The sequence below is a fragment of the Gordonia sp. ABKF26 genome, assembly GCF_041103195.1.
In the GTDB taxonomy this organism is placed as follows: Bacteria; Actinomycetota; Actinomycetes; order Mycobacteriales; family Mycobacteriaceae; genus Gordonia; species Gordonia terrae.
In genome coordinates this window covers 759,846-785,479 of sequence record NZ_JBGCVZ010000003.1, presented here as the reverse complement: position 1 = coordinate 785,479, position 25,634 = coordinate 759,846, and the positions used below count along the sequence as shown (strand labels likewise).

Below are 25,634 nucleotides of genomic sequence, written 5' to 3'. Positions count from 1 at the left end.
GCCGCGCTAGTCGACGACGCGAAGCCGATAACCCATGCCGCGCACGGTCTCCAGCCGATGCGAACCGATCTTGTTGCGGAGCGCCCGTACGTAGACGTCGACCACGTTCGACGCGGGATCGAAGTCGTAGCCCCACACGTGACCGAGGATCTGCTCGCGTGACAGCACCTGATCCGGGTGTCGCAGAAACACTTCCAGCAGGGCGAACTCACGCGCGGTGAGGTCGAAGGTCTCGGTGCCCACGCGCGCTCGTCGCGACTTCAGGTCCAGACGCAGGTCCCCGGCGGACAGCAGGTTCTCCGACGCGACCGCCGAATCGTCGACGAGCCGTAACCGGATGCGGGCGAGCAACTCGGCGAACTGAAAGGGTTTGGTCATGTAGTCGTTGGCCCCACCCTCGAGCCCGTTCACCGTGTCGCTCACGCTGTCCCGGGCCGTGAGGACGACGACCGGTGTCGAGATCCCCTCGCCGCGCATGGAATACAACACGTCGAAGCCGTCCATCGCCGGGAGTCCGATGTCGAGGACGACCATGTCGAAAGCGCCGCTGCGCACTGCCTCGAGCGCGGACAGTCCGTCGGACACATGCTCGGTGCTGTAACCCGCCGCACGCAGGCCGTTGCCGATGAACGACGCGATCCGCGCGTCGTCCTCCGCGATCAAGACACGGCTCATCGCCGTTCTCCTTCTCCTGGTGCCGACGACGCTGTGTCGACGTAGGTGGTCATGTCGGGGACGGGGACATCGATGCCGAACGTCGCACCGTGCCCGGGAACACTACGTACCCAGGCGATTCCGTGGTGTGCGTCGGCAATGGCCCGCACGATCGCGAGTCCCAGTCCGGCACCGGACGAGTGCTGGGGTGCCGACCCCGACCGTCCGCGCTGGAAGCGCTCGAAAATCCGCGCAGCGTCCTCCTGCTCGACACCCGGGCCGTCGTCGGTGATCCAGATGGACAGATGGCGCTGCGCTCCGATGCCGGCGAAGCGTGAACCCAACTGGATGACGGAGCCCTCGCGCGTATGCCGGACCGCATTCGAGGCGTACTGCAGCATCGCCTGGGTGATCCGCTCGTGATCGACGGTGCACGGGCCCTCGGCGACCTCCATGAGCAACCATTGCCGATCACCGAGCGGTTGCACCTTGGACTCGATGTCGAGCATCAGCTGCGCCGCGTCGGTCGGCCTGACCACCACGAAGTCGGGTTGCTCGGACTTCGCCAGCATGAGCAGATCCCCGACGATGCGCCCCATCCGCCCCAGCTCGCTGTCGACGAGGTCGAGCGTCTTCCGGCGTTCCTCAGGATCGTCGGGCAGGAGTTCGAGATGACCACGCACGACCGTGATGGGAGTCCGCAGCTCGTGGCCGGCATCGTCGACGAACTGACGCTGCGTCGTATAGGCGTCCTCGATCCGGTCGAGCATCGCATTGAAGGTCTGCGCCAGCGCGGCCACGTCGTCACGCCCGATGACCGGCACGCGCGCGGTGAGGTCGTTCTCGCCGATCTCCGCGGCGACCATCCGCACACTCCGCACCGGCGCCAGAATCCGGCCGGCCACCAGGTACGCCACCCCGGTGGTGACGATCATGCCGGCGAGGCCCACGATCGCGAGGACCCGCATCGTACGGTCCACCAGTTCCCGACCGGGGTCGGTGTAGATGCCGACGATGAACGTCCCCGGTTGCGCCGACTCCGCGCCCGGATCCGCTGTCCCGGAGCCGACGGGCTCCAGATCGACCTTCCCCCAGCGGATCTCGCCGTGATCGGTCATCAACACGCCGGCCGGACCGGTCTGGGCCCGCAGCTCGTCGAGCACCCGGCGGCCCTCACCCGCGGCCGGCCAGGCGTTACCGGGGAGTTCCAGGATCTCGGTGTCCCCGACGACGCCGGCCATCACCTCGCCCTGCCCGGCCGACTGCCGAGAGAGAAACACCTCCAACAGCCGCGACACCGAGGTGAAGGGTTCGGTGGTCGTCGGGTCGACCCCCTCGGCCGCGAACGTCCGGAACTCGCTGGCCTCCTGTGCGACGTCGTGGTTCGCCCGGCTGTCGACGTCGCGGAGCAACAGATTGCGCGTCACCACGAACACCACCACCAGCAGCAAGAACGTCGTGAGCATGATCCAGGCCGTGATACGCCAACGCGCCGAGAGCGCGGGGCGCTGCCGCACACCCGCACTCTCGGCTGGATTCGGCCCGCTCGCTCCGCTCCCGGCGCCGGCTGGATTCGGCCCGCTCGCTCCGCTCCCGGCGCCGGCTGACTTCGGTGTCTCGGCGTCAGTCGTCCTGGTCGTCATCGATGTCATCGTCCCAGTCGTCGCCCTGATCGTCGTCCTGGTCATCCCAGTCGTCGTTGTGATCGTCCCAGTCGTCGTCGCAGTCGTCGTCGCGCTGAGCCGATCGGGGGTCACACCAGTCGTCGTCGTCGGAGTTCAGGTTCGGCGGGACGGCCCGCTGCACCGGTGCTCCGGCGGGGATCTGCGGAACCGGCGCCGGGGCCGGCGGGGTCTGGGTCGGTGGCGTCGGGCCCTGAGGCGTCTGCGACGCGACATCGACCGACACCGAGTCGGCGGCCAGGTCGGGCTCGGGCGAACGGATGAGGAAGAAGCTGGCGGTCACGACGGCGACCGCGAGCGCACCGAGGGCGAGGGTGGCGAGTACTCGTGAGATCTTCATGTCGACGACTCTGTCGGACTCCGGTGAGCCGACCATGAGTCGAAGATGAAGGTTTTTTCATCTACGAGTCGCGGGGGTCCAGGTCGCTCAGGAACTCCTCGATCCGGGGCCACGTCTGTTCGACCGCCGCGGACCCGGCGATCAGCCCCAGATGGCTGGTCTCCACGGTGGTGAAGTCCACGCGCGGCGCCCCGGCCAGGAGTTCCACCCCGTGATGAGCAGCCGCCCAGCTGACGATCGCGTCCCGGTGACTGCCGAACAGCGCGACCGGTACCGCGACGTCGGCGAGATCGACGACGCGACCGTCGAAGTCGAGCACGCCGCCAGCGAGTTCGCCGCGCATGATGAAGTTCTCCCACATCTGTTCGGACACCTTGCCCGGGTAACCGGGCATCGTCTCCTGGAACCGGTCGATGGCCTTCATCCTCACGAGGGCGTCGGTGTCGTCGGCGTTGCGCAGGATGTAACCGGGCTTCTTCAGTTCGCGCTGCCACGCGGTGCCCCGGTAGGCCAGGCGGACGAGCGGCGCGGGAATCCCGCCGAGTGCGCGCAGCGCCAGCTTCACCGGCGTGGTGCCGACTGGTCGCATCAGGGTCTTCACCAGCGGATACGGTGGCACCTTGGCGTAGTCGAGCGGGGTGCCGACCGCCGTCACCGAGGCCAGGGGGAGGTGCGGGTTGGCCGCGGCGGTCAGCAGGCTGATGGTCCCGCCGATACTCCAGGCCAGAACGTCGACCCGCCCGGGCCCCGGCGTCACCCCGGACTCGCGGCGGTCCGCTGTGCCGTAGAAGTCCGCGACGGTCGCCGCGACGGCCTCGGGGACGATGTCGTCGAAGAAGTCGGCGAACCCCAGGTGGCGGTCGGCGCGGGTCATGTCGCCGAAGTCGAGCACGTACGGAACCCGGCCGGCCGCCAGCAGGAACTGCACGACGGACAGCCCCTCGGCGAGGTCGTAACACGCGGTCGACACCGCGAGCGGTGGGATCAGCAGCACCGGTCGCCGTCCGGTTCCGGCGGCAGCGACCACCTCGTCATCGGCGCCGTACCGCCGCAGCGTGCGATGCGGCCCCTCGGCGATCACCGAGTGCGGGGTCTCGTGCCACTCACCGATCTCCCCGCCGCGCGCCAGATGAACCAGCGTCGCGACGCCGTCGAAGCCTCCCACCACTACCTCCCAGTCGTTGCCCGGGGACATTCAACACACCCCGGTCGGGCCGGGTCCGGGCGGGTCCGACCGTTTGGTGCACCACACCGACGGGTATCGGACCTGACGAGGCACCGCTGCCGTATGCGGTGCACAGAGGAGGTACACGCCATGGCCGAAGAACTCAACGGCACCACCATCGCATTCCTGGTCGCCCAGGAGGGCGCCGAGCAGGTCGAACTCACCGAACCATGGAAGTCGGTCGAGGCGTGCGGCGGAAAGCCCGTCCTGGTGTCCACCGACTCCGGGACCGTCCAGGCGTTCGACCACCTCGACAAGGCCGACACCTTTCCGGTCGACCTCACTCTCGAAGACGCGCGCGTGATGGACTTCGACGCGCTCGTCCTGCCCGGTGGTGTCGCCAACCCCGACTTCCTCCGTGCCTCGGAACCCGCCGTGCGGTTCGTGCGCAGCTTCTTCGAGGCAGGTAAACCGGTGGCAGCCATCTGCCATGCGCCGTGGACGCTGATCGAGGCCGATGTGGTCCGTGGGCGGACACTCACGTCCTTCCCGAGCGTGCGGACCGATGTGATCAATGCCGGCGGCACCTGGGTCGACGAAGAGGTCGTCACGTGCCGGGACGGGGACAACGTGCTGATCACCAGTCGCAAGCCCGACGACCTGGCAGCGTTCAACGCCGCGATCGTGGCCGAATTCGCCCACAGCAACGCCGCGACCTGACCCTCGCGCGTACAGCCCTCAGACGAGGGTCGGCGGCTCGGATTCGCGACCGGTCAGGGTGAGCAGCACTCGCTCACCCTGGCCGATCCGTGTTGCCATCGCCGTCGTGGTGGACAGTGCTGACGCGAGCACCGGCGCCGGGAGCGGTAGGTCGGCGTCGATCGCGCGGGAGATGTCGAGGCCATGCACCGCGAGTTCGAAGGTCCGGGTCGGCAGATAATCGGACAGCATGATGCCGCCGAACGGTGTGGTCAGCGGCCGGTCACGTTCTCCCGCAAGTGCTCTGATGGCCTGGTCGCGGCGCTCGAGCACCCCCGCCCGTGGATCGTCCCCCAGTGCCAGGCCGGCGTCGACTCCGCGCTGCCGGACCGAGGCGGGGTCGCCGTATCCCTGGATGGACGCGAAATACGCTGCTGTCGAATCCAACTCGATGTCCGAGCCCGGCTCGGCCAGATAGCTGACCACGGTGGTCAGCGACCGACTCGCGTGTCCGACGAGCGATCTCAGCGACCACTCCCCCAGCCCCGGACCGTCCCATCGGTCGTCATCGATCAGGGCAACCAATTCCGTCAGATGCCGGGCGCCGGCCGTGAAGTCGTCGACCGCGCGCGACAGTGCCCCCTCGCTCATCTCCGTCAGTCCTTCGGTGTCCCGGCGGTGGTCGACGACGCGGTCCCGCTCGCGGTGGCGATCTTGCGGACACGGTCGTAGAGGAGTGCGATGGTCGCGGCGAAGACGATGACGCCGAGGATCTGGGCCCACCGCTCGAACCCGTCACCGACGATCGCCAGAGCCGAGTCGTCGCCGGTGGCCGCGACGATCCCGGCGAAGACCACACCGAAGAGCGCCTCGCCGACGATCAGACCGGTGGCCAGCAGAACACCCATCCGTTTCTTGTGTTCGACTGCGCCGCCGCTGCGTTCGGCCCACCGGTTGTAGTAGTGACCGATGAAGGCACCGATCGGGATCACCAGGACGACTGACATCGGCAGGTACATGCCCATGCCGACGGCCAGCGGCGGCAACCGGAATCGCCCTGCGCGACCGAGGAGTTCGTCGATCACGATCACCGCCGCGCCGATCAGCGCCCCGATACCGATGAGCCCCCAGTTCAGGTCCGCCCCCAACACGCCCTGCGCAAGAGTCGTCAACAGGCCGGCCTGCGGTGCCGCGAGGGCATCCTCCGTCGCTCCCGGCGCTCCGACGAAACCGAAGGCGTCGTACATCAGCTGCAGGATCGGCGGGATCACGGCGGAGCCGAACAGCACGCCGATGATCAGGGCCACCTGCTGTTTCCACGGTGTCGCCCCGACCAGCTGACCGGTCTTCAGGTCCTGCAGGTTGTCGTTGGAGATCGTCGCGACGCCGAAGACCACCGCGGCGGTGAACAGCGTGTAGGCGATGAGCGCGTCGGTCTGCGACGCGTCCGCCGGCCCGAAGGTCAGCTTGACGAGCAGTGCAGCGATCAGTACCACCAGGATGCCGACACCGGAGATCGGACTGTTCGACGACCCGATGAGGCCCGCCATGTAACCACACACCGAGGCGACGGCCAGTCCGATGACGAAGACGAAGACGATGCTGACCGCGATGATCCCGGTGGCGCTGCCCTCCAGCACCGTGTCGTGGACGAAGTCCCACAGCAGCACCCCGATCGGGATGAGCAGCACGAGGATGCTGCCGCCGACGATGTTGATCGGCATGTCCCGCTCGGTGATGTCGACGGTCACCCCCTCACGGCGTGACCGCGACGAGACCATGGCCGCCCGGATTCCGCGCACGATCGGCCCGATGACCTTGATCAGGGTCCAGATGGCCGCGATGGCTATCGCACCGGCGCCGATGAGCCGCACGTCATTGGCGAAGATCGCGCTGACGGCGTCGCCGAGATCCTCCCCCGCCGTCTGCCCCTGGGTCTCGATGGGCAGCAGGACGACGTAGGAGATCACCACCCCGACGAGCATGGCGACACCGACGGTCACCCCGACGAGATGGCCGATGCCGATCAGCGACATCGACAGTCCGGCACTGAAGAGCGTTCCGCCCGTGCCGATCTTGATCGTCGCCGAGATCGAGTCGCTGAGCACCTTCAGTTTGGTGAGCAACGCGAATCCGGCGGACGCGACCGAGCCCAAGATGATCGTGCGCAGGCCCGCCTTGTTCTCGGTGGCGCCGCCGGCGGAATCGCCGACCTTCAGGACCTCGGCCGCCGCAACACCTTCGGGGTAGGGCAGATCGGATCCGGTTACCAGCGCGCGGCGCAGCGGAATGGAGTACATGACGCCGAGGATGCCGCCGATCGCGCAGACCGCCACCGTGATCCAGTAGGGGAATCCGGTCCACCACCCGATGATCACCAGACCGGGGATGACGAAGATGATCGCCGACAGCGTCCCGGCCGCGGACGCGATGGTCTGGACGATGTTGTTCTCCACCACCGAGTGGTTCGCGAAGTACCGCAGGATGCTCATCGAGATGACGGCCGCCGGGATCGCGGTGGCGAAGGTGAGACCCACCTTGAGCCCGAGGTAGACGTTGGCGGCGGTGAAGACCAGCGTGATGATCCCGCCGAGGACCGCGCCTCGGAAAGTCAGCTCACGTAGGTTCGCGGTGGCCGGAGGCGCAGTCGCCATCGTGTCCTCCCAACAGTCGGGTCCTGCGACCGATGGTCGTTCGGACGGCGGATCATCCGGGCCTTCGTCGATTCACCTTAGGTCGGGGTGTCCACTCGCGCAGGGACTTCCCGAGTAGGCGGAGGTCGGTTCGCGCGTCGGGCCGAGCCGCCGCTGTACGGGTGCGTCCGCTATGCCCGTTTCTCATCGTCGTAGAGACGGCCGGTATCGCGCCGTTTCAGACGGCTCGCGTAGGGCATCATCTAGGTCATGAGCGAAGGGAAGTCGGAGCAGTCTGCCCGCACTCGCGCGCTCCTGATCGGCGCTGCCGAGAAGCTGATCGCCCTCAACGGCGTGGCCGCCGTCTCCAGCCGCCAGATCAGCAAGGCGGCGGGTCAAGGCAACAACTACGCCGTCGGACATCACTTCGGTTCCAAGGACGATCTGCTTCGCGCGACATTGACCTCGCACAACATCCCTATCGAACGGTTGCGTCGCAGATGCCTGGCCGAGGTCGGACCCGAACCGGGGGTTCGCGACTGGCTCCGCTGTCTCGTCGGGCCGGAGGTCGAGTATCTGGCGGAACTCGGCCCGCCCAGCTACTTCGCCCGGTTCTTCGCCCAGGTGTCCAGTGACCCGTCCGCGACCGTCCTGCTCTATGAGGAGACCGCACGATCGGAAGTCCTCATGACGATCCTCGACCGGTTCTACGCCACCTTGCCGACCCTCTCCGACGACGTGCTCGAGGTGCGTAACAACCTGACGCGCCACATGATCGTCAACGCGCTGGCCGACATCGAGCGCACGGGCGAGGCCGAGGCGGGCGCTGCATCTCGGACCTGGCAGCACCAGCGCGATCTCGTCGTCGACGCTCTGACCGGGATGTGGCTCGCCCCGGTCACCCCGTGACGGTCAGATCACCGCGCCGACGTCCTCGGCGACGATCCGGTCCAGTGCCCGCTCGGCCACCGCGGCGATGGTCATCGACGGATTGCATGCCGCGGTGTTGCCCGGCATGAGCGCGCCGTCGATCACGTAGAGTCCGCGCTGGCCCTCGACCCGCCCCTCGAGGTCGCAGACCGTGCCCATGTTGGCCCCACCGAGGGCATGCCAGGTCGACGGGAACACCGCGTTGGTGTCGGTGAGGATCGCGTCGGGCCCGGCGATCCGCCGAACCGTCCGATCGATGTGCTTGGTCTGGATCTCCGAATCGCCCTCGTGCGGCCATCGGATGAGCGCGTCCCCGATCGCCGAGTCGTAGGCGATGACACCACGGCCCGAGCTCACGCCGAAGCCGACCATCATCGTGGTGCCGGCGTACACCGGCAGCGGCGGGAGGGACGCCTGGATGATGGTGAACGCACTTTTCGGGTCACTCCAGTTGGGACTGCCGAAGACGACCGGGCCGCCCTGCACCTTCCCGAAGTCGATGCTCGGACTGGTCCAGGTGTAGATCCGGTCGGCGTTGGTGCCCCATCCGTGCCCCAGACCGTCCGGCAGGTCGGGCACAGTACCCGTCGCACGCGCCTTGACGAGCAACTTGGTGGTGTTCACGCTGCCCGCCGACAGGATGAGAGTGCGCGCGATCAGCTCCTTGTGCTCCAACACTTTTCCGGACTCGTCGGTGCGTTCGACGTCGAGGGACCACCGGCCGTCGGGGCGGCGTTCGACCTGGCGCACCGTGTGCAGGGTGCGGACCTGAACGCGCCCGGTTGCCTCGGCCTCACGGATGTAGGTGACGTCGACGCTGTGCTTGCCGCCGTTGTTCACACCGATGGCGCCGTCGCCGTTGGTGTAAGCGGGTTTCATCTCGCCGCGCAATTCGGCTGCGGCGTAACCCCAGTCGATCGGCATCGGGATCTTCTCCAGCGGTAGCCCTTCGGCCCGGACCCGTTTCGCGAATTGTCGCGGCGCCAGGTACTGCGGGGACCGCACCACCGAATCGGGGGCGACCGCGACCTTCAGCATCCGCGCGACCCTCGGATAGTGCACCCGGTTCATCAGTTGCCAGTCGAGCGCGTCGGGGAAATGCTCGTTGAACACCGCCTCGCTCGGTTGCAATGTCATGCCCTGGTAGACGAGGGAACCACCGCCGAGGCCGGCCGGACACAGTGCGGTCATGTTGGCACCGGCAACCGATTCGAACAGTCCCACATAGGGTTCGACGCTCAGCGGCTTGCCGAAGAGGTTCGGGGTCGACTCATGCCACAGCATTCGCTTGTCCGGACTCGACGCACGCGGAAAGGTCTCCGAGTTCGGTCCCGTCGCCCATCGCCGGCCTCGCTCGAGCAACAGGACCGGCACTCCCGCCTGGGCGAGGCGGAGCGCCGCGACGCCGCCGCCGAATCCCGAGCCGACGATCACCACGCGATGCTCTTCGCGCGTCCGCCTGATTCGTCGCGACGGGTCGGCCGACGCCCGGCCGCCACCGTTGGCCACCGCGGCCGCCGTTCCCGCGGCGGTCACCGCTGCGGCACGAAGAAAAGTCCGTCTCGTCGGAAGTGCCCCGGTCATCGTTCTCCTGTCATCAGTGCGCGAGAAGACGCTCGACGCTTCGTAATTCGGTGATCTCGAGAGACGGGGAGGAACCGGTCGCGGTCGCAGACACCGCGGGGGGACGTGCCGGGCGTGGCCGTCGGCACACAGGATTTGCCATGGACCGGCCGCGTGTCAAGCACCACTCCGACAACCAGGAGTGATCGGCACCATGGCCGGCGTAACCCTTGACAACCCGCTCAGTCATGTGACTGAATCGTCGGCGGGCGTGGAATGGAGCCGCAGCCGGTCGATGGCCGGTGCGCGGGCGTGGTTGCGGCGGAGCCGTTCTCACGTGGACTGGGATCATTGCGGTGGTGCGACATCGCGCCACCGGCGAGAAAGAGGGGCGGAGTTCACCGGACGGCGATGCAGCGGCGCGTTGCTACGATGACGCGACCATTTCGTCGCGGCCGGGGAGCTCAATGTCTGATCATCTGCAGGGCAAGACCATCATCATCACCGGTGCCGGAGGAGGTTTCGGCAAGGTCATCGCGCAGATGTGTGCGGCGCAGGGCGCCCATGTCGTCGGTGTCGACATCGACGCCGACGGACTCGCCGGGGTCGTCGAGGGCATCGCCGACGCAGGCGGGTCGGCCGTCGCACACGTCGCCGATGTCACCGACATGGACCAGATGAGGAGCGCCGCGGCGTCGGCGGTGGAACGCTTCGGTGCGATCGACGTGATCGTGAACAATGCCGGGGTCATGCCGCTGGCGTTCTTCGCCGACCACGAACGTGCCTGGGAGAAATGGCACAAGGCCATCGACATCAACATCAAGGGTGTCGTGAACGGCATCTCCGCGGTCTACGACCAGATGATCGCGCAGGGCCGGGGTCAGGTGGTGAACATCGCGTCGATCTACGGCAACGGCGGATTCGAGGGCTCGGGTGTCTACAGCGCCACCAAGGCTGCGGTGACGATGCTGTCGGACTCGTTGCGCATCGAGGCCAAGGGCAAGATCAAGGTCACGACGGTCAAACCCACCGGTGTCGCGGGCACCAACCTGGCGAGCTGGATCGTCAACGACCGCGCGATCCGCGGGATCGTCGGACAGCGCGCCGCGTCGTATCGCGAGCACGTCACCGAGTTGGTGCAGGGCACCCTGCCCGCCGAACTCACCGATGTCGACTCGGTGAAGTACTGGCTCATCACCCCGGAGGACCTCGCCCGGGCGGTGGTCCACGTCATCGACCAGCCGTGGGGGATCAGCCTGTCCGATGTGACGGTGCGGGCCAGCGGCGAGGACTACCTGTACTGAGCCATGCGCCCCGGCGGCCCGACTAACGTCCCGCGCCGGGGCGGCGGCGCTCGCCCCGGTACTTGCGGTGGTACTCGTCGTAGAGGTCGGAGTTCTTCTCCCGCTCGAGCTTGTTGACCAGCTCGGGATCGAGGCCGTGCTGGACCAGGCGGTGGCGCCGGTACACCCGGTTCAGCGCGATCGAGAAGAACAGGTAGGCCAGCAGGATCGGCATGGTCATCGTGACCCGGACACCCCAGTCGGCGGGGACGAAGAGCATCGGGATCAGCACGATGATGCAGGGCACCGCCCAGCGGACCACCATCCGGACGGACGCTCCGGGGCCCGCCAGATCGTCGGCCACCCAGTCGAGCATCGACTTCGGCAGACGCGCCCAGTAGGCGTACTTCACGTACTCCCAGGGATTCGGCTTGGTGCGCTGTGAGGTGGCCACCTCTCGATCGTGCACCACGTCGGGTGGTCGTCCGACGTCGCCTCCCCCACATCGGCTGGGTAATCTGACCCGCATGGGTTCGGAGATGACCGCGTCGGCCGACGACTCCCCCGGGCCGGATCCCGTCGGCACCGATCCCATCAGCACCGATCCGATCAGCGGGCTCGAAGCCGAACTCACCGACTTCTGGCGGCGGGGCCGGGTCCGCACGCGTCTGCGCGCCCGCGCCATCGACCCACGTCTCGACCCGTCGTGCTACCCGCTCATCACCGTGCTCGCCAAGCACAACTCCATGCCGATGTCGGACCTGGTCACCGCCGTCGGCATGGAGAAGTCGACGGTGACGCGTCAGATCGACGCGATCGTCCGGCTCGGGCTCGCCGAGCGGCATCCGGACCCGCGCGACGCCCGCGCCCGCGTAGTCACCCTCACCCAGCACGGTCGCGAACGCGTCGACGCGGTACTCGCCTCGGCGATCACCGAATGGCGTGCACGGCTGGCACAGTGGGATCCCGACGACATCCGGTCGCTGACCCACCTGCTGCACCGTCTCACCGAGGCCACCAACGATCCCGAGGCCCGCGAGGGTCCTCGTTGACGGGCGTCGCACCGTCGGCGATCCTTGGCCGGTGACTCCGGACGAAGGACTGCTGCCCCTCGCGGGCATCACCGTGGTGGCGCTCGAGCAGGCTGTCGCCGCACCGCTGGCAACTCGACATCTCGCCGACCTGGGCGCCCGGGTCATCAAGGTGGAACGGGTCGGCGACGGAGACTTCGCGAGAAAGTACGACGCGGCGGTGCGCGGCGCGGTCGCCTCCCACTTCGTGTGGCTCAACCGCGGCAAGGAATCGGTCACCCTCGACCTCAAGACCGAGTCCGGGCGCGACGCGATCCGCACGCTCATCGGCGGCGCGGACGTCTTCGTCCAGAATCTCGCGCCGGGCGCGGCCGCCCGGCTCGGTCTCGGCGCCGACGCGCTACGCGCGGACCATCCCGGACTCGTCGTCGTCGACATGTCCGGGTACGGCGACGCCGGACCCTATCGCGACCGCAAGGCCTACGACATGCTGGTCCAGGCCGAGGCCGGCCTCATCTCGGTGACCGGGACACCCGAGGAGATGTCCAAGACCGGCATCCCCTCCTCGGACATCGCGGCCGGCATGTACGCACTCACCTCCGTGTTGTCGGCGCTGCTACGACGCGCCACCACCGGAGTCGGCGCACGGGTCTCGGTGGCGATGTTCGACGCGACGGTCGAATGGATGGGCCATCCGATGTACATGCGGCTCTACGGCGAGCGGCAGATCGCCCGTGCCGGGCTCGGGCACGCGGCGATCGTGCCCTACGACAAGTACCCGACCCAGGACGGCGACATCCTCATCGGCGTCCAGAACGACCGCGGGTGGGACGCCCTGACCCGCGTCGCACTCGACCGCCCGGATCTCGCCGACGACGCCCGCTACCGCACCAACATCGATCGCGTCTCGCGCCGAGCCGAGGTCGACGCCGTGATCAGCGCGGAGACCAAACGCTTCACCACCGACGAACTCGACCGGCGTCTCGCCGACGCGGGCATACCCGCCGCCGAGATCCGCGACCTCGCAGGTGTCGTCGACCATCCCCAGCTCGGCGAGCGCGACCGCTGGCGCGAGGTGGACACCGAGGTCGGCCCGGTCCGCGCGCTCCTGCCGCCCCTGACCTTCGACGACGTGGAACTGGCGATGGGTCCCGTCCCGGCACTCGGCCAGCACACCGAGTCGGTGCTGCGGGAATTCGGCATCGACGTGCCACCGACCCCGTCGGCGTAGGATCGGCGGAACGGACCTGCAGCCCTCGGGTCCCGTTGTTCATGCACGGATACGACGACCTCTCGGAGGCGATATGTCCGACGATTCTCTGTTCACCACCCGGGATTCGGGAGCACCGGCGGGAAGTGACGAGCACTCCCTGACTGTCGGCGCCGGCGGCCCCATCGTCCTGCACGATCACTATCTGATCGAGCAGATGGCGCAGTTCAATCGCGAGCGGATTCCCGAGCGTCAGCCACATGCCAAGGGCAGCGGCGCGTTCGGCACATTCGAGACCACGCAAGACATTTCGGCGTACACATGTGCGGCCCTGTTCCAGCCAGGCGTGAAAACCGAGATGGTGGCTCGATTCTCGACGGTCGCGGGCGAGCGCGGCAGCCCGGACACCTGGCGTGACCCGCGCGGTTTCGCGCTGAAGTTCTATACCTCCGAAGGCATCTACGACATGGTCGGCAACAACACGCCGGTCTTCTTCGTCAAGGATCCGATGAAGTTCCAGCACTTCATCCGCTCGCAGAAACGTCGCCAGGACAACAACCTTCGCGACCATGACATGCAGTGGGACTTCTGGACGCTCTCGCCGGAGTCCGCGCATCAGGTCACCTGGCTGATGGGCGACCGGGGCATTCCCAAGACCTGGCGCCACATGAACGGCTACACCTCCCACACCTATCTGTGGGTCAACGCCGAAGGCGTGAAGCACTGGGTGAAGTACCATTTCAAGTCCGATCAGGGCGTCGAGCACCTCACCCAGCACGAGGCCGACCAGATGGCCGCCGCCGACACGGATTTCCACACCCGGGACCTGTTCGAGAACATCGCCGCGGGCAATCATCCGAGCTGGACACTCAAGGTGCAGCTCATGCCGTTCGACGACGCGGTGAGCTACCGGTTCAACCCGTTCGACCTGACCAAGGTGTGGCCGCACGGCGACTACCCGCTCATCGAGGTCGGCAAGATGACCCTGCACACCAATCCGGTGGACCACCACACGCAGATCGAACAGGCGGCATTCGAGCCCAACAACGTCGTGCCCGGTATCGGTTTCAGCCCCGACCGGATGCTGCTCGCGCGCGTGTTCTCGTATGCCGACGCCCACCGCCACCGGATCGGCGGCAACTACAAGCAGATCCCGGTGAACGCGCCGACCAACGAGGTGCACTCGTACTCCAAGGACGGCGCCATGCGGATCCACAACGTCCCGGACCCGGTCTACGCCCCGAATTCGAAGGGCGGGCCGTCCGCGCTCTATCCCGGACAGGGTGAGCCGCAATGGGCCGCGAACGGGGAGATCCTGCGCAGCGCCTACGTCGACCATCCCGAGGACGACGACTGGGGTCAGGCAGGCACCCTGGTTCGCGAGGTCTTCGACGACGAGCAGCGTGAACGCTTCGTGGACAACGTCGTCGGCCACCTCCTGAACGGCGTCTCCGAACCGATCCTCCAGCGGGCATTCGAGTACTGGCACCGCGTCGACCCCGACATCGGCGCGCGGATCAAGTCCGGGGTGACCGAGAAGCAGGACGAGTCCGACCCCAAGAAGGACGATCAGGCCAACCCCGCCCGCTCGTCCATGCAGGAGAAGGCCAAGGCCGAGAAGGCCTGATCCTCACGTCAGCCGACACCGTGGAACGCGTCCTCTCCCCGAGGGCGCGTTCTGCGTCGGTGGCGGACACACCACTAGGCTCGATGCCGTGAGTGTGCGCGCAGGCATCGTGGTCACCGGAACCGAGGTCCTGACCGGTCGGATCACCGACCAGAACGGTCCCTGGCTGTCCGAGGAACTCCTCGAACTCGGGGTGGACGTCGCCCACATCACGATCTGCGGCGACCGACCCGGCGACCTCACCGCCCAGCTTCGCTTCCTCGCCGAGCAGCAGGTGGATCTCATCGTCACCAGCGGCGGGCTCGGTCCCACCGCCGACGACCTGACGGTCGCAACCGTCGCGGAGTTCTGCGGCCGCGAGTTGCTCCTCGATCCCGCACTCGAGGAGCACATCGCCGCGATCATCCAGCGCTGGCGTGGGGTCGGGTTCGATGTCGACTCCGGCCCGACGCGGACAGGGATCCGCAAGCAGGCGCTCGTGCCGGTCGGTGCGGCCCCGGTGCCACCGACCGGCACCGCGCCGGGTGTCGTGATCCCCGCTGCCGCCGGTGTGCCGACGATCGTCGTCCTGCCCGGCCCACCCGGCGAACTCCAGGCGATGTGGCCGACCGCGATCTCCACCGCAGCCGTGGCCGACGTCCTGTCCCGGGCCGACGACCTCCGGCAGGCCACCATCCGCGCCTACGGCCTCCTCGAAGCCGAACTCGCCGAGACGCTCCGGTCTGCCGAGACCGCTGTCCCCGACTTCGATCGACTCGAGATCACCACTTGCCTGCGGCGCGGCGAGCTCGACATGGTCACCCGGTTCGCCGCCGCGGACGCGCCGGTCTATGACGCCCTACTCGAACTCCTCGTCGAACATCATGGGCGACAGATCTTCTCGACCGACGGTTCCACGATCGACGATCAGTTGGTCACCGCGCTGGGCGGAAGGTTGATCTCGACCGCCGAGTCGTGCACCGGCGGACTCGTCGCGGCCCGGTTGACCGACCGGCCCGGCTCGTCGGCCTACGTGATGGGCGGTGTCGTCTCGTACTCCAACGACGCCAAGTCGGATCTGCTCGATGTCCCGGCCGAGCTCATCGCCACGCACGGAGCCGTCAGCGTCGAGGTCGCCGCCGCGATGGCCGAGGGCGCGCTCACCCGGTTCGGCACCGACGTCGCGGTGTCGACCACCGGCGTGGCCGGTCCCGGCGGGGGGACCGAGACGAAGCCGGTCGGGACCGTGTGCTTCGGCGTGGCCCTCCGCGACAGGCCCACGGTCACCGTCACCCGCAGGTTTCCCGGCGACCGTGAGCGTGTCCGGTCCCTGACCACCACCGCCGCACTGCATCTCGTAGTGCGTTCACTCGCCGCCACCCCCACTGCTTTAGAGGAGCGATAGCGACGACACCCCTCCGCTCCCTGAGGTGCGAGGAGCGATAGCGACGACACCCTCCGCTCCCTGAGGTGCGAGGAGCGATAGCGACGACACCCTCCGCTCCCTGAGGTGCGAGGAGCGATAGCGACGAGCCTCGAAGGGTTCCGAGGCGAGAAACCTGTTTCCCGGCGAACGGCGGTCGGTCACACTGTCCTGATGCTGTTGACCATCTCCGCCGAACGTTCGTCGACCCTCGACACACCGAGCGATCTGGGCTTTCTGCTGCACAAGCATCCGGCGAAGGTGCAGCCGTTCGAGGTGTACGGGGGCACAGCTCACGTCTTCTACCCCGAGGTCGACGCCGATCGGTGCACGGCCGCGATGGTCATCGAGGTCGATCCGGTCGCGCTGGTGCGGGGACGGTCCGGCGCGCGTGACGGATTCGCGTTGGGCCAGTACGTCAACGACCGGCCGTATGTCGCATCGTCGTTGCTTGCCGTGGCGCTGGGAAAGGTCTTCCGGTCGGCGCTGTACGGGCGCTGCGCGAACCGGGACGAGCTCGCGGGCGCGGCGCTGGATCTGACGATTGCCCTTCCGGTGGTCCCGGGCGATCCCGACCTGTTGTGCCGGCTGTTCGAACCCATGGGGTGGAGCGTCACGGCCGAGGCCATCGAGTTGGACTCCACCAGGCCCGACTGGGGTGATGCACCGCTCGTGTCGCTGACCCTCGTCGGTTCCCTTCGCCTGGCCGACGCACTGAATCACCTCTACGTCTTGCTGCCGGTGCTCGACGACGCCAAACACTACTGGGTCGGCGACGACGAGGTGGACAAACTCGTCCGCGCCGGAGCGGGATGGCTTGCCGGCCACCCGGAGCGCGAATTGATCACCCATCGCTACCTGGTCCACCAGCGAGGGCTGAAAGATGCTGCCACGCAACGGCTCGTCGAGTTGGACGACCGGCCGGTCGAGGAAGCTGCGGAGGACGCCGAACCCGACGTCTCGCGCCCGTTGGTGCGGTTGCGCCACGATGCGGTCCTCGACGTCGTGCGAGAGTTCCGGCCGACGACGATCGTCGACCTCGGGTGTGGTCCGGGAGCACTGCTCGGTGCGTTGCTCGAGTTGCGCGGCGTGACAAAGGTGATCGGCACAGACGTGTCCGACTCGTCCCTGTCGAAGGCGGCTAGGCGCCTGCATGTCGACCGGATGACCGAGCGTCAGTCCGAGCGCCTCACCTTGCTGCTGTCGTCGCTGCAGTATGAGGACGACCGACTCGCAGGTCTTGATCTGGCGATTCTCATGGAGGTCATCGAACACATCGACCCGCCCCGGCTCCCGGCGGTCGTCGACAACGTCTTCGGGACCATGCGATCTCGTCGGGTGGTCGTCACGACACCCAACAGCGAGTACAACGTGCGGTATCCGGCGCTGGTCGCCGGCGGCTTCCGACACCCCGACCACCGTTTCGAGTGGACCCGAGAAGAGTTCGGGACCTGGGCCCGCTCGGTGGGTGAATCCTACGGGTACGCCGTCGATCTCCGGTCCGTCGGCGAGTGCGATGAGGAGCTCGGGTCGCCGACGCAGATGGCCGTGTTCACCGAACTGACGACGACGGGGGGAACAGCATGGCCGAACTGAGCATTCCGGAACTGTCCCTGGTCGTCCTGGTCGGAACGAGTGGTTCCGGCAAGTCCGTCTTCGCGGCCACCCACTTCCGTCCGACCGAAGTCGTGTCGAGTGACGAGTGCCGGGCGATGATCTCGGATGACCCGAATGATCAGGCAGCGACGCCAGATGCGTTCGGCTTGCTCGAGTACATCGCGGGCAAGCGCCTCGATCGCGGCCGGCTGACCGTCGTCGACGCCACCAACGTGCAGGCATCGGCACGCCGGTCGCTGCTGGCATTGGCCAAGGATCACGATGTGCTCCCGGTGGCGATCGTCCTCGACCTTCCTGTCGCGCTCACGCTGGAGCGCAACGCTTCTCGACCGGATCGGGACTTCGGCGCCCACGTCGTCAAGCGTCAGCACGACCAGCTACGGCGGTCGCTGCGCAATCTGAAGCGTGAGGGTTTCCGCACGATCCACGTCCTGGACTCCCCAGAGGCCGTCGCGTCGGCGTCGATCGTACGGACGCGTCTGTTCAACGACCGGCGGCACGAACACGGTCCATTCGACGTGATCGGCGACGTGCACGGGTGTCGCGACGAGCTGGAAGTCCTGCTCGAACGACTGGGATACGCGATCCGTCGCGACGACGGACGCGCAGTGGACGCCGTGCATCCGGATGGCCGCCGAGCAGTGTTCGTCGGCGATCTGGTCGATCGCGGCCCGGACTCGGTGGGCACTCTTCGACTGGTGATGGGTATGGTCGCCGGCGGAAACGCCCTGTGCGTGTCGGGAAACCATGAGGCGAAACTCGTTCGAGCACTGGGTCGTGGGAACGTCAAGGCCACCCACGGCCTCCAGGAGACCTTGGACCAGCTCGCGGGCGAGGACGATGCATTCGTCGCCGAGGTGCGCCGGTTCTGCGACGGCCTCGTCGCCCATTACGTGCTCGACGACGGCAGACTCGTCGTCGCACATGCAGGACTCGCGGAGAAGTACCACGGCCGGGCGTCCGGCCGGGTGCGGGCGTTCGCCTTGTACGGCGACACCAGCGGCGAGACCGACGAGTTCGGCCTGTCCATCCGTTACCCGTGGGCCGACGAATATCGCGGTGCGGCAACGGTCTTGTACGGGCACACGCCGGTGCCGGATACCCAGTGGATCAACAACACGATGTGCTTGGACACGGGGTGCGTTTTCGGGGGAAAGCTCACGGCCCTGCGATACCCCGAGCGAGAGGTCGTGTCGGTACCCGCACGGTCGACGTACTACCAGCCCGTTCGCCCCCTGGCCCCGCCGTCGCGCCGCCCGGAGGTGCTGGCACTGAGCGACGTCCTCGGGCATCGCGTCATAGACACCCACCACCTGGGCCGCGTCTCCGTGCGCGACGAGACCGCCGCGGGCGCACTGGAAGTGATGAGCAGGTTCGCGATCCCACCGGCGGAGCTGCTGTACCTGCCGCCGACGATGTCGCCGGTGGACAGTTCGTCGCGCGACGGATTCCTGGAGCACCCGGATCAGGCGTTCGACCACTACGCAAAGCACTCGGTCGCTCGGGTCATCTGCGAGGAGAAGCACATGGGGTCCCGCGCTGTCATCCGGGTGGCGCGCGATGGGTCCGGCTCCGTTCATTCGCGAACCGGACGCGCCTTCTTCGCCGATCAACGGCAGACGGCAGTGCTGTCGCGGATCGCCGAGGCCGTCGCCGCCGCCGGTTTGTGGGCGGAGCTCGACACCGCCCACCTCCTCGTCGACGCCGAGGTACTGCCGTGGACTGCGAAGGCCGAGGCGATGATTCGTGGTCAGTACGCCAGGGTCGGCGCCGCGGCGACGTCCGCGTTGCCGGCCACGATCGACGTACTGACGGCTGCGGAGGCGCGAGGCGCGGACGTCGGCGATCTACTCGCGAGGACCCGGATGCGCGCCGTGAACGCCGGCCTCTTCGTCGACTCCTATCGCCACCACGTTCAACCGATCGCCTCACCGTTGGGTGTGCAGGTGGCGCCCTTCCAGGTCCTCGCCGGGGATGCCGCGACGTATGAGACCCGAGACCACCAGTGGCACCTCGGCATCGCCGACCGCCTGATCGCGGCGGACCCGGAACTCTTCCGGACCACCCGTCGCCTCGTCGTGGAGACCACTGCGGAGTCGTCTCGCGCGGCCGGCGTGACCTGGTGGGAGGACCTCACCGAGAGCGGCGGCGAGGGCATGGTCGTCAAGCCGCTCGGCAATCTCGTGCGCGGACCCAAGGGCCTCGTACAGCCGGGGCTGAAGGTCCGCGGGCGCGAGTACCTGCGGATCATCTACGGTCCCGACTACACCGATCCGTCGACACTGTCCCGTCTCAAGAACCGCAACCTCCGCCTGAAACGGTCGATGGCGCTGCGCGAGTACGCGCTGGGGCTCGAAGCACTCCGCCGAGCAGCGGCCGGAGAGCCCGTGTGGCGCGTCCACCAGTGCGTGTTCGGCGTCCTCGCAATGGAGTCGGAGGCCGTCGACCCGCGGCTCTGACCCCGTGCTCGCCCCTCCGCTCCCTGAGGAGCGAGCTTGCGAGCGTCACGAAGGGTCAGAGCGGCCCGGTGGGTAGGTGACGGCGGACCAGCTTGCCGGTGGGGTTGCGCGGCAGCTCGTCGGTGAAGACGATGTCGCGCGGCACCTTGTACCGGGCCAGGTGACCCTTGACGTGGGCCTTGATGTCCTCGGGCGTCGGGTTGGCGTGTTCGGCGACGACGATAAAGGCGCGCAGGCGTTTTCCGTACTCGTCGTCGTCGACACCGATGACCGCGACATCGTCGATGTCGGGATGGCGGCCGAGGAGGTTCTCGACCTCGAGCGGGTAGACGTTCTCGCCGCCGGACACGATCATGTCATCGTCGCGGCCGTCGATGTGGAGGAGTCCGTGCTCGTCGAACCGGGCCATGTCGCCGGTGGACATGTAACCGTCGATGATCTCCTTGTTGCGTCCGTCGGTGTACCCCTCGAACGGGGCACCGTTGCGCACGAACAACCTTCCGCGCACGTTGGTTCCGGAGATCCGCTTGCCGTCGTCGTCGAAGAGCGCCAACCGGCTGGTGACCGGCGCGCGACCCACCGTGCCCGGCGCCAGGCGGAGCTCCTTCGGTTGCGCGACCGTCGCGATCGCCACCTCGGTCGAGCCGTACAGGTTGTAGAGCACGTCGCCGAAGGTGTCCTGCACTGCTTCCGAAAGTGTCGGCGACAGTGCGGAACCCGCGAGCACGATGATCTTCAGCGACGACACGTCGTACTTGCCGATGACGTCGGGTCCGAGTGCGACCATGCGGTGCAGCATGGTCGGGACCGCGACCAGCACCTCGGCCTTGTGCTCGGCGATCGCGGCGAGGGTCTTCTCCGCGTCGAACCGGCGCATCACCACGGTCTTGTTGCCCAATGCGGTCCCGACGCCCCACAGCGCGAAACCGGTCGAGTGGAAGATCGGCGAGACGATCACCATGGCGCTGCGTTGCGGAATCGGAATGCGGTCCAGGAGCAGGGCACTGGCGAATGGCGACATCTTCGACCGCTGGGCACCCTTGGGCAGGCCGGTGGTACCGCTGGTGAGGATGACGAGACCGCCCCACTCGGCAGGCTCGGGCGGGGTGGAGGAGTCCCCGCTGTCGACGATGTCGTCGAGGGTCCGGACGCCGTCGCCGATCGGGCGGTTGCCGTCGATCCAGGTGGCGATGCGCAGGGTGTCGGCGGGCAGGGAGTCGGCGAGGTCGGTGAACTCCTCGTCGTAGAGCATCGCGACGATCTTCTCGCGTTCGGCGACCTCGGCGAACTGGGTCTTGCCGAAGCCGGTGTTCATCATGGCGAGGCGGAACCCGGCCTTGCCCGCGGCGCTCATGGTGGTCAGCAGTCCGCGATGGTCACGCGCGATGACACCGATGACCGCTCCGGGCTTGATCCCCGACGACAGCAGGTGGTTCGCGAGCGCGTTGGCGTGTGCGTTCAGTTCACCGAAGGTGAGCTGGCCGTGTTCGTCGGCGACCGCTCCGGCCTCGGGATACTCGTCGGCCCCGTGCGCCACTGCTGCCGCGCACGGGCCGATGATCTTGGCACGCTTGACCGTCGTCAACAGTTCCTTGGGTCGCGTCGGATCCACCAGACCCGCCCGCCTGAGGACCTTGAACGCGCCGAACGCGTCCTGCGCCGATTCGACCACCGTGCCGACTGCACCGGTCACCGAGACCATGTCCACCCCACCTTTCGCGGCTGGGCCGCGTTGTCGCCTTCTTCGCCACCGGTCGCAATACAGATGCAGGATATTGCCGGCCCGGCTGGCCGATGTCCGTTTCACCCGAATCAATTCGGGCACTGCACCGTTCGCAACATCACGTACTCAGGCCGCCGTTCGCCGCCCCGATGCGGGGTCGGCCGAGCGGCGAACTCGTGGCGTCAGGCTACCAAGTCTGACAACCCGCGTCATCAGATTGGAGCACCGCACCGTCTCGGGTCAGTAGGGAGGTGGGTCCAACCGGTCGAGTTCTTCGCGGGCTTGTTTGTTGCGGGCGCGTTCGTGTCGCCGGCGGGCCAGTTTGGCGTCGAGTCGGCTGTGGGTGCGTTCCGGGTTGTCGGCCGGGGCGATCACACGGGGTGTGGGTGGTGCCTGAGCAGCTTGCTCGAACCGGATACGCCGCAGGTTCGGGAAGCTGTCCTCGAGGGTTTCGGCATCTCCGTACAAGGTCACCCCTTCCGGGGTGGTGTACTCGGTGATCAGGCGACCCTCGCGGTCGCGGTACTGCTCATCGACCCAGTCACGGTGGGTTTTCAGCAGGTGCCAAGCGCGGCATTTCGCGTTGAGATTCTCACTCGACGTCGACCCACCCCGGTCAGGGTGGGTGTGGTCGTACTCGGCAACATGGTCCAGATCACACGCGAATGCCGAACGGGTACAACCGGGTTCGGTGCAATACCCATCCCGAACCCGCACGAAATCGGCACACGCGGTGGTGGGCCGATACCCGTTACCGGGATGGGTCGCCGGATATACCACTGCCACGCTTGCGGTGGCGGCATCGGTCGCGCTGTCAGGCTTCGTCGCGGTGGAATGTTCGTCGCCATCTGCGCGAGTCTGCTGAGCCGGCGCCGGGCGCTGCGCGGTCTGCCGCTCAGCGTCGTCGCCGACGGATTCGGCGACATAGGTGGGTTGGGTCCGGGCAGGCGTGACCGGGGCGAGAGTGGCATCAGAGCGGGCGGCGAGGTCGCGGACATGCTCATCGGAGATGATGCCGTGCTCGTCGAGGAATCCCACCCCCGGCGCCCCGGCCAGGGTCGCGGCATCGGTCACCACATGAATCACCACTTCAGCGCGGACCGCGTCGAGCACATCTTGCAGGTCGGGTATCTGTGCGCTGCATTCCTCTGGGCTGTCGCACTGACACTCGAAGCTGGTCCGGGTCAACAGCGCGAACACCGCATCAGACCGGCGATGCCCGCGCTTGCGGCGATCCGCTTTGCACACCGCATCAGCGAGAATGCCAACGGCTTTCGCGGAGATCCGCACATTCTCCGCCGACATCACCGCGGTGAGTTCGGCGGTGCCGTCGGGTAGTTCGTGGGTCCACACGCCACGTTGGTCCATCGCGTCTTTGCGGCGTTGGCGTACCGCATCGGGGTCGTGGCGGAAGACGAGGCGGTCGACCATGTCGCGTAGGCGGGCCCGATCCCACACACCGGTGCGACGACGCAGCGTGGCGGCGATCTCGGCATCCAGGGCGGGGGTGATCGGGTCGTCGGCCGGGATCAACTCGGTGCGGGAGATGATCAACCGGATCTGCCACTGCGCCAGAGTCCCGTCCCGCAACGTCTCAGCGACCCCGGGCAGCCGGTCCCGCAACGCAATCGCCTCATCGATCAAGATCTCGGCTTGCCGCCGCGACACCCCGGCCTGGCGGGTGATACGGGCCGCGCAGTCGGCGTGGCCGTCCATCACAAACCCCGATGCGCTGGTGGTGACCAGACGGTCGGCCATCACTGCGATCGTCTGATATCGATGCCAGGCGAGATAGGACTCGCCTCGCCGGGTGGCGTCGAGGCCGCCCATCAGCACGACCATGTCGGTCTCACCGGCGCGGGCAGGATCGACCCCGGCAAGATACTCGCCCGGCAGATCGGTCCACACCCTCACAACGCCCCCCGACGCCTGTTTCGTCACCCGCCCCGAGCAGAGTGATCTGATACCCACCAATCTAAACCCGGCCACCGACAATTTCGGATGGTTGTCCACAGCAACATCAGTCCGTCGCAGACGAGATGCGGTGCACATGGATTCGCTGACGGCGCCGGACTGGGCTGACGTCTTCCGGCGAAACCCCGCGCTCGACGGTGCCGTGGTTGCTCCGGAATGTTCTGGTCGCCAGGTGGTTTCGACTCGGCGCCTCGCTTCGCTCGGTGCCGGCTCAAGCAACGGAGTGGGGCCGGGTCAACCGGCAGCCGGGCGGGCAGGGCGGCACCAAGAGGTCGGCGCCCACAGTCCATTCAGCATGGACAACGAGGCGCTGGGGTCACCGGTTATCGACGGAAGTGCGACGTCGACGATCGTATTGTCTGGCGAGGCCATGAGCACGCTGCTGCAGCAGACCGCCAGGTGACGCCCGCCGTCGAGTGCGTGGACCTACCGCAACGGTGTGATGCCCTGTGTGCCTTGGGGGAAGGTGGCCAGGGCGGCTTCGTCGATGTTGAGGTGCTGGGAGAGCAGCTTGGGCGGAACATGGCTGAGCCACTGGGCGAGGGAGACTTCCTCGTACTTGTCGGCCCGGAACACCTCGAGGAACTGCAGCACGTCGTCGCCGGTGTTCTCGACGTAGTGGCCGTAATTCCGGCGGACGACGCCGACGTCGCCGGGCCGGAAATCCGTGGTGTTGGCGTGGGGGCCATTGTTGAACACCGTCATTCGTGCCGAGCCGCGAAGGTAGTACTGCCATTCGTCGGCGTTGGGATGCCAATGCAGCTCCCGCATCGAACCCGGTTCGACGGTGACCAGTGCGGCCGCGACGGTACTCGACAGCGGGAAGTTGGTGCTGTCGGCGATCTGGATGCTGCCGCCGCTGTTCTCGATCAGCGGCTTGGAGCGCGACAACCGGAAGATCACCGGCTCGTCGGCACCCCACTCGACGCCGGCCGCGTCTTGGTCGGCGGCCAGCTCACCGGGTTCCTCACCCGGGAAGATCCACAGGTTGTGCAGCGGGATGTCGGCGAAAACCTCTTGTGCCACACCGAAGTTCTTGGCCAGCACCTCGGGTGGGGTGTGGGCGAACCATTCGGTCAGCAGCAACGTGTTGCTCTCGGACTGGTCACCGTCGTCGAAGGCCAGCACGAACTCGGGCGCCGTCGGGACCCAGCCCCTGCAGGGAGTGCGGGGTGCCGGCCGGGAAGAACCAGAGATCGCCTTCTTCGACGTCTTCGACGCTGGGCCGGCCGGACCGACTGATGGTGGTCACCCGGCACCTGCCACGCGTCATCACCGCCCACTCCGCGGTCTGATGCCAGTGCAGCTCACGGATGCCGCCGGGCTCGAGGTACATGTTGACCCCTGCGATCTCGTCGGAGATCGCGAAGTCCTGCTTGGTCAGCTCGCGCGCCCAACCGCCGGCCTGGATGCGGCGCGAGGAGATGTTAAACGACGACCAGAAGAACGGTTGCGTGCTGACATCGGTTGCGGGCGGATCGATCTGGTTGGGGAACTGACTGTCGATCGCCGGGTTGCGAGGCCCCCGCATCTCCACGCTGCGCGGATGTCCGACGGTGTTGATCCTGCCTTCCGGCGGCAGATCGGGGTTGCCCACGGTGGGGGTTTCGTGGCCGATGGCGGTCTCTGGCGTGTCCATGGT

At 67.4% G+C, this 25,634-nt stretch carries 21 protein-coding genes; 9 read left to right on the top strand and 12 right to left on the bottom strand.

What is annotated here, in order from left to right; all coding sequences use genetic code 11:
• Nucleotides 1-6 precede the first annotated feature (6 nt).
• From AB4Z55_RS04100 to AB4Z55_RS04085, 4 genes are all read right to left on the bottom strand, one after another.
• Nucleotides 7-675, bottom strand: a complete 669-nt coding sequence (locus AB4Z55_RS04100) for a response regulator transcription factor (RefSeq protein WP_004020432.1) — start codon at nt 673-675, stop codon at nt 7-9.
• Nucleotides 672-2,120, bottom strand: coding sequence for a sensor histidine kinase (locus AB4Z55_RS04095; RefSeq protein ID WP_369520978.1), 1,449 nt, complete (start codon nt 2,118-2,120; stop codon nt 672-674). The genes AB4Z55_RS04100 and AB4Z55_RS04095 overlap by 4 nt, the downstream gene beginning before the upstream one ends.
• A gap of 157 nt (nt 2,121-2,277) precedes the next feature.
• Nucleotides 2,278-2,676, bottom strand: coding sequence for a hypothetical protein (locus AB4Z55_RS04090; protein ID WP_354561978.1), 399 nt, complete (start codon nt 2,674-2,676; stop codon nt 2,278-2,280).
• A gap of 61 nt (nt 2,677-2,737) precedes the next feature.
• Nucleotides 2,738-3,841: an alpha/beta hydrolase gene (locus AB4Z55_RS04085; RefSeq protein WP_369520977.1), complete on the bottom strand. Its 1,104-nt coding sequence runs from the start codon at nt 3,839-3,841 to the stop codon at nt 2,738-2,740.
• A 150-nt stretch (nt 3,842-3,991) separates the two neighbouring features.
• On the opposite strand from AB4Z55_RS04085, the gene AB4Z55_RS04080 reads away from it, so the two are divergent.
• Nucleotides 3,992-4,561, top strand: a complete 570-nt coding sequence (locus AB4Z55_RS04080) for a type 1 glutamine amidotransferase domain-containing protein (RefSeq protein WP_004020437.1) — start codon at nt 3,992-3,994, stop codon at nt 4,559-4,561.
• An 18-nt stretch (nt 4,562-4,579) separates the two neighbouring features.
• Here AB4Z55_RS04080 and AB4Z55_RS04075 read toward each other — a convergent pair whose 3' ends face one another.
• A complete protein-coding gene (locus tag AB4Z55_RS04075; RefSeq protein ID WP_369519197.1) occupies nt 4,580-5,191 on the bottom strand; it encodes a maleylpyruvate isomerase family mycothiol-dependent enzyme in 612 nt (203 codons plus the stop codon).
• 5 nt (nt 5,192-5,196) lie between these two features.
• Complete coding sequence (locus AB4Z55_RS04070; protein ID WP_064569693.1) at nt 5,197-7,194, bottom strand: OPT family oligopeptide transporter; 1,998 nt, start codon at nt 7,192-7,194, stop codon at nt 5,197-5,199.
• Between the two features lie 249 nt (nt 7,195-7,443).
• Between AB4Z55_RS04070 and AB4Z55_RS04065 the strand changes: the two genes are divergently transcribed.
• The gene (locus AB4Z55_RS04065) at nt 7,444-8,082 is read left to right on the top strand and encodes a TetR/AcrR family transcriptional regulator (protein WP_354561981.1); all 639 of its coding nucleotides are present in this window, start codon (nt 7,444-7,446) and stop codon (nt 8,080-8,082) included.
• A gap of 3 nt (nt 8,083-8,085) precedes the next feature.
• Here AB4Z55_RS04065 and AB4Z55_RS04060 read toward each other — a convergent pair whose 3' ends face one another.
• A complete protein-coding gene (locus AB4Z55_RS04060; protein ID WP_369519196.1) occupies nt 8,086-9,687 on the bottom strand; it encodes a GMC oxidoreductase in 1,602 nt (533 codons plus the stop codon).
• Nucleotides 9,688-10,133: 446 nt separating this feature from the next.
• Here AB4Z55_RS04060 and AB4Z55_RS04055 point away from each other — a divergent pair, with 446 nt between their 5' ends.
• Nucleotides 10,134-10,970, top strand: a complete 837-nt coding sequence (locus tag AB4Z55_RS04055; RefSeq protein ID WP_004020442.1) for an SDR family oxidoreductase — start codon at nt 10,134-10,136, stop codon at nt 10,968-10,970.
• 22 nt (nt 10,971-10,992) lie between these two features.
• Here the strand turns inward: AB4Z55_RS04055 and AB4Z55_RS04050 are convergent, their stop codons facing one another.
• Nucleotides 10,993-11,421 (bottom strand): DUF5313 domain-containing protein, encoded by a 429-nt coding sequence (locus AB4Z55_RS04050; protein ID WP_369519195.1) that lies wholly within the window; start codon nt 11,419-11,421, stop codon nt 10,993-10,995.
• 55 nt (nt 11,422-11,476) lie between these two features.
• On the opposite strand from AB4Z55_RS04050, the gene AB4Z55_RS04045 reads away from it, so the two are divergent.
• The 6 genes from AB4Z55_RS04045 to AB4Z55_RS04020 all read left to right on the top strand — a co-directional run bounded on the left by AB4Z55_RS04045 (nt 11,477) and on the right by AB4Z55_RS04020 (nt 20,295).
• Nucleotides 11,477-12,001, top strand: a complete 525-nt coding sequence (locus tag AB4Z55_RS04045; RefSeq protein ID WP_004020446.1) for a MarR family winged helix-turn-helix transcriptional regulator — start codon at nt 11,477-11,479, stop codon at nt 11,999-12,001.
• A gap of 31 nt (nt 12,002-12,032) precedes the next feature.
• Complete coding sequence (locus AB4Z55_RS04040; RefSeq protein WP_369519194.1) at nt 12,033-13,211, top strand: CaiB/BaiF CoA transferase family protein; 1,179 nt, start codon at nt 12,033-12,035, stop codon at nt 13,209-13,211.
• A 73-nt stretch (nt 13,212-13,284) separates the two neighbouring features.
• Nucleotides 13,285-14,817: a catalase gene (locus tag AB4Z55_RS04035; protein ID WP_064569685.1), complete on the top strand. Its 1,533-nt coding sequence runs from the start codon at nt 13,285-13,287 to the stop codon at nt 14,815-14,817.
• Between the two features lie 88 nt (nt 14,818-14,905).
• Nucleotides 14,906-16,201 carry a competence/damage-inducible protein A gene (locus AB4Z55_RS04030; RefSeq protein WP_369519193.1) on the top strand — a complete coding sequence of 432 codons (1,296 nt, stop codon included), beginning with the start codon at nt 14,906-14,908 and terminating at the stop codon, nt 16,199-16,201.
• Between the two features lie 192 nt (nt 16,202-16,393).
• Entirely contained in the window at nt 16,394-17,815 is a 1,422-nt protein-coding gene (locus AB4Z55_RS04025) for a 3' terminal RNA ribose 2'-O-methyltransferase Hen1 (RefSeq protein WP_369519192.1), read from the top strand.
• Nucleotides 17,803-20,295 carry a polynucleotide kinase-phosphatase gene (locus AB4Z55_RS04020; RefSeq protein ID WP_354561989.1) on the top strand — a complete coding sequence of 831 codons (2,493 nt, stop codon included), beginning with the start codon at nt 17,803-17,805 and terminating at the stop codon, nt 20,293-20,295. Before AB4Z55_RS04025 ends, AB4Z55_RS04020 begins: the two co-directional genes overlap by 13 nt.
• A gap of 55 nt (nt 20,296-20,350) precedes the next feature.
• On the opposite strand, the gene AB4Z55_RS04015 is transcribed toward AB4Z55_RS04020, so the two are convergent.
• The 4 genes from AB4Z55_RS04015 to AB4Z55_RS04000 all read right to left on the bottom strand — a co-directional run bounded on the left by AB4Z55_RS04015 (nt 20,351) and on the right by AB4Z55_RS04000 (nt 25,631).
• Entirely contained in the window at nt 20,351-21,997 is a 1,647-nt protein-coding gene (locus AB4Z55_RS04015) for an acyl-CoA synthetase (RefSeq protein WP_369519191.1), read from the bottom strand.
• A gap of 261 nt (nt 21,998-22,258) precedes the next feature.
• Nucleotides 22,259-23,926, bottom strand: coding sequence for a DUF222 domain-containing protein (locus AB4Z55_RS04010; RefSeq protein ID WP_369519190.1), 1,668 nt, complete (start codon nt 23,924-23,926; stop codon nt 22,259-22,261).
• A gap of 492 nt (nt 23,927-24,418) precedes the next feature.
• Nucleotides 24,419-25,120, bottom strand: a complete 702-nt coding sequence (locus AB4Z55_RS04005; RefSeq protein ID WP_369519189.1) for a cupin domain-containing protein — start codon at nt 25,118-25,120, stop codon at nt 24,419-24,421.
• On the bottom strand, nt 25,098-25,631 hold the full coding sequence (locus tag AB4Z55_RS04000) for a cupin domain-containing protein (RefSeq protein ID WP_369519188.1): 534 nt from the start codon (nt 25,629-25,631) through the stop codon (nt 25,098-25,100). Before AB4Z55_RS04000 ends, AB4Z55_RS04005 begins: the two co-directional genes overlap by 23 nt.
• Between the last annotated feature and the right edge of the window lie 3 nt (nt 25,632-25,634).

Excerpts from the sequence above, each read along its gene's own strand:
- AB4Z55_RS04070 (WP_064569693.1), bottom strand. The coding sequence starts at position 7,194 with ATGGCGACTGCGCCTCCGGCCACCGCGAACCTACGTGAGCTGACTTTC.
- AB4Z55_RS04080 (WP_004020437.1), top strand. The coding sequence starts at position 3,992 with ATGGCCGAAGAACTCAACGGCACCACCATCGCATTCCTGGTCGCCCAG.
- AB4Z55_RS04060 (WP_369519196.1), bottom strand. The coding sequence starts at position 9,687 with ATGACCGGGGCACTTCCGACGAGACGGACTTTTCTTCGTGCCGCAGCG.
- AB4Z55_RS04035 (WP_064569685.1), top strand. The coding sequence starts at position 13,285 with ATGTCCGACGATTCTCTGTTCACCACCCGGGATTCGGGAGCACCGGCG.
- AB4Z55_RS04095 (WP_369520978.1), bottom strand. The coding sequence starts at position 2,120 with ATGCTCACGACGTTCTTGCTGCTGGTGGTGGTGTTCGTGGTGACGCGC.
- AB4Z55_RS04020 (WP_354561989.1), top strand. The coding sequence starts at position 17,803 with ATGGCCGAACTGAGCATTCCGGAACTGTCCCTGGTCGTCCTGGTCGGA.
- AB4Z55_RS04090 (WP_354561978.1), bottom strand. The coding sequence starts at position 2,676 with ATGAAGATCTCACGAGTACTCGCCACCCTCGCCCTCGGTGCGCTCGCG.
- AB4Z55_RS04075 (WP_369519197.1), bottom strand. The coding sequence starts at position 5,191 with ATGAGCGAGGGGGCACTGTCGCGCGCGGTCGACGACTTCACGGCCGGC.
- AB4Z55_RS04055 (WP_004020442.1), top strand. The coding sequence starts at position 10,134 with ATGTCTGATCATCTGCAGGGCAAGACCATCATCATCACCGGTGCCGGA.
- AB4Z55_RS04065 (WP_354561981.1), top strand. The coding sequence starts at position 7,444 with ATGAGCGAAGGGAAGTCGGAGCAGTCTGCCCGCACTCGCGCGCTCCTG.
- AB4Z55_RS04000 (WP_369519188.1), bottom strand. The coding sequence starts at position 25,631 with ATGGACACGCCAGAGACCGCCATCGGCCACGAAACCCCCACCGTGGGC.
- AB4Z55_RS04025 (WP_369519192.1), top strand. The coding sequence starts at position 16,394 with ATGCTGTTGACCATCTCCGCCGAACGTTCGTCGACCCTCGACACACCG.
- AB4Z55_RS04015 (WP_369519191.1), bottom strand. The coding sequence starts at position 21,997 with ATGGTCTCGGTGACCGGTGCAGTCGGCACGGTGGTCGAATCGGCGCAG.
- AB4Z55_RS04100 (WP_004020432.1), bottom strand. The coding sequence starts at position 675 with ATGAGCCGTGTCTTGATCGCGGAGGACGACGCGCGGATCGCGTCGTTC.
- AB4Z55_RS04045 (WP_004020446.1), top strand. The coding sequence starts at position 11,477 with ATGGGTTCGGAGATGACCGCGTCGGCCGACGACTCCCCCGGGCCGGAT.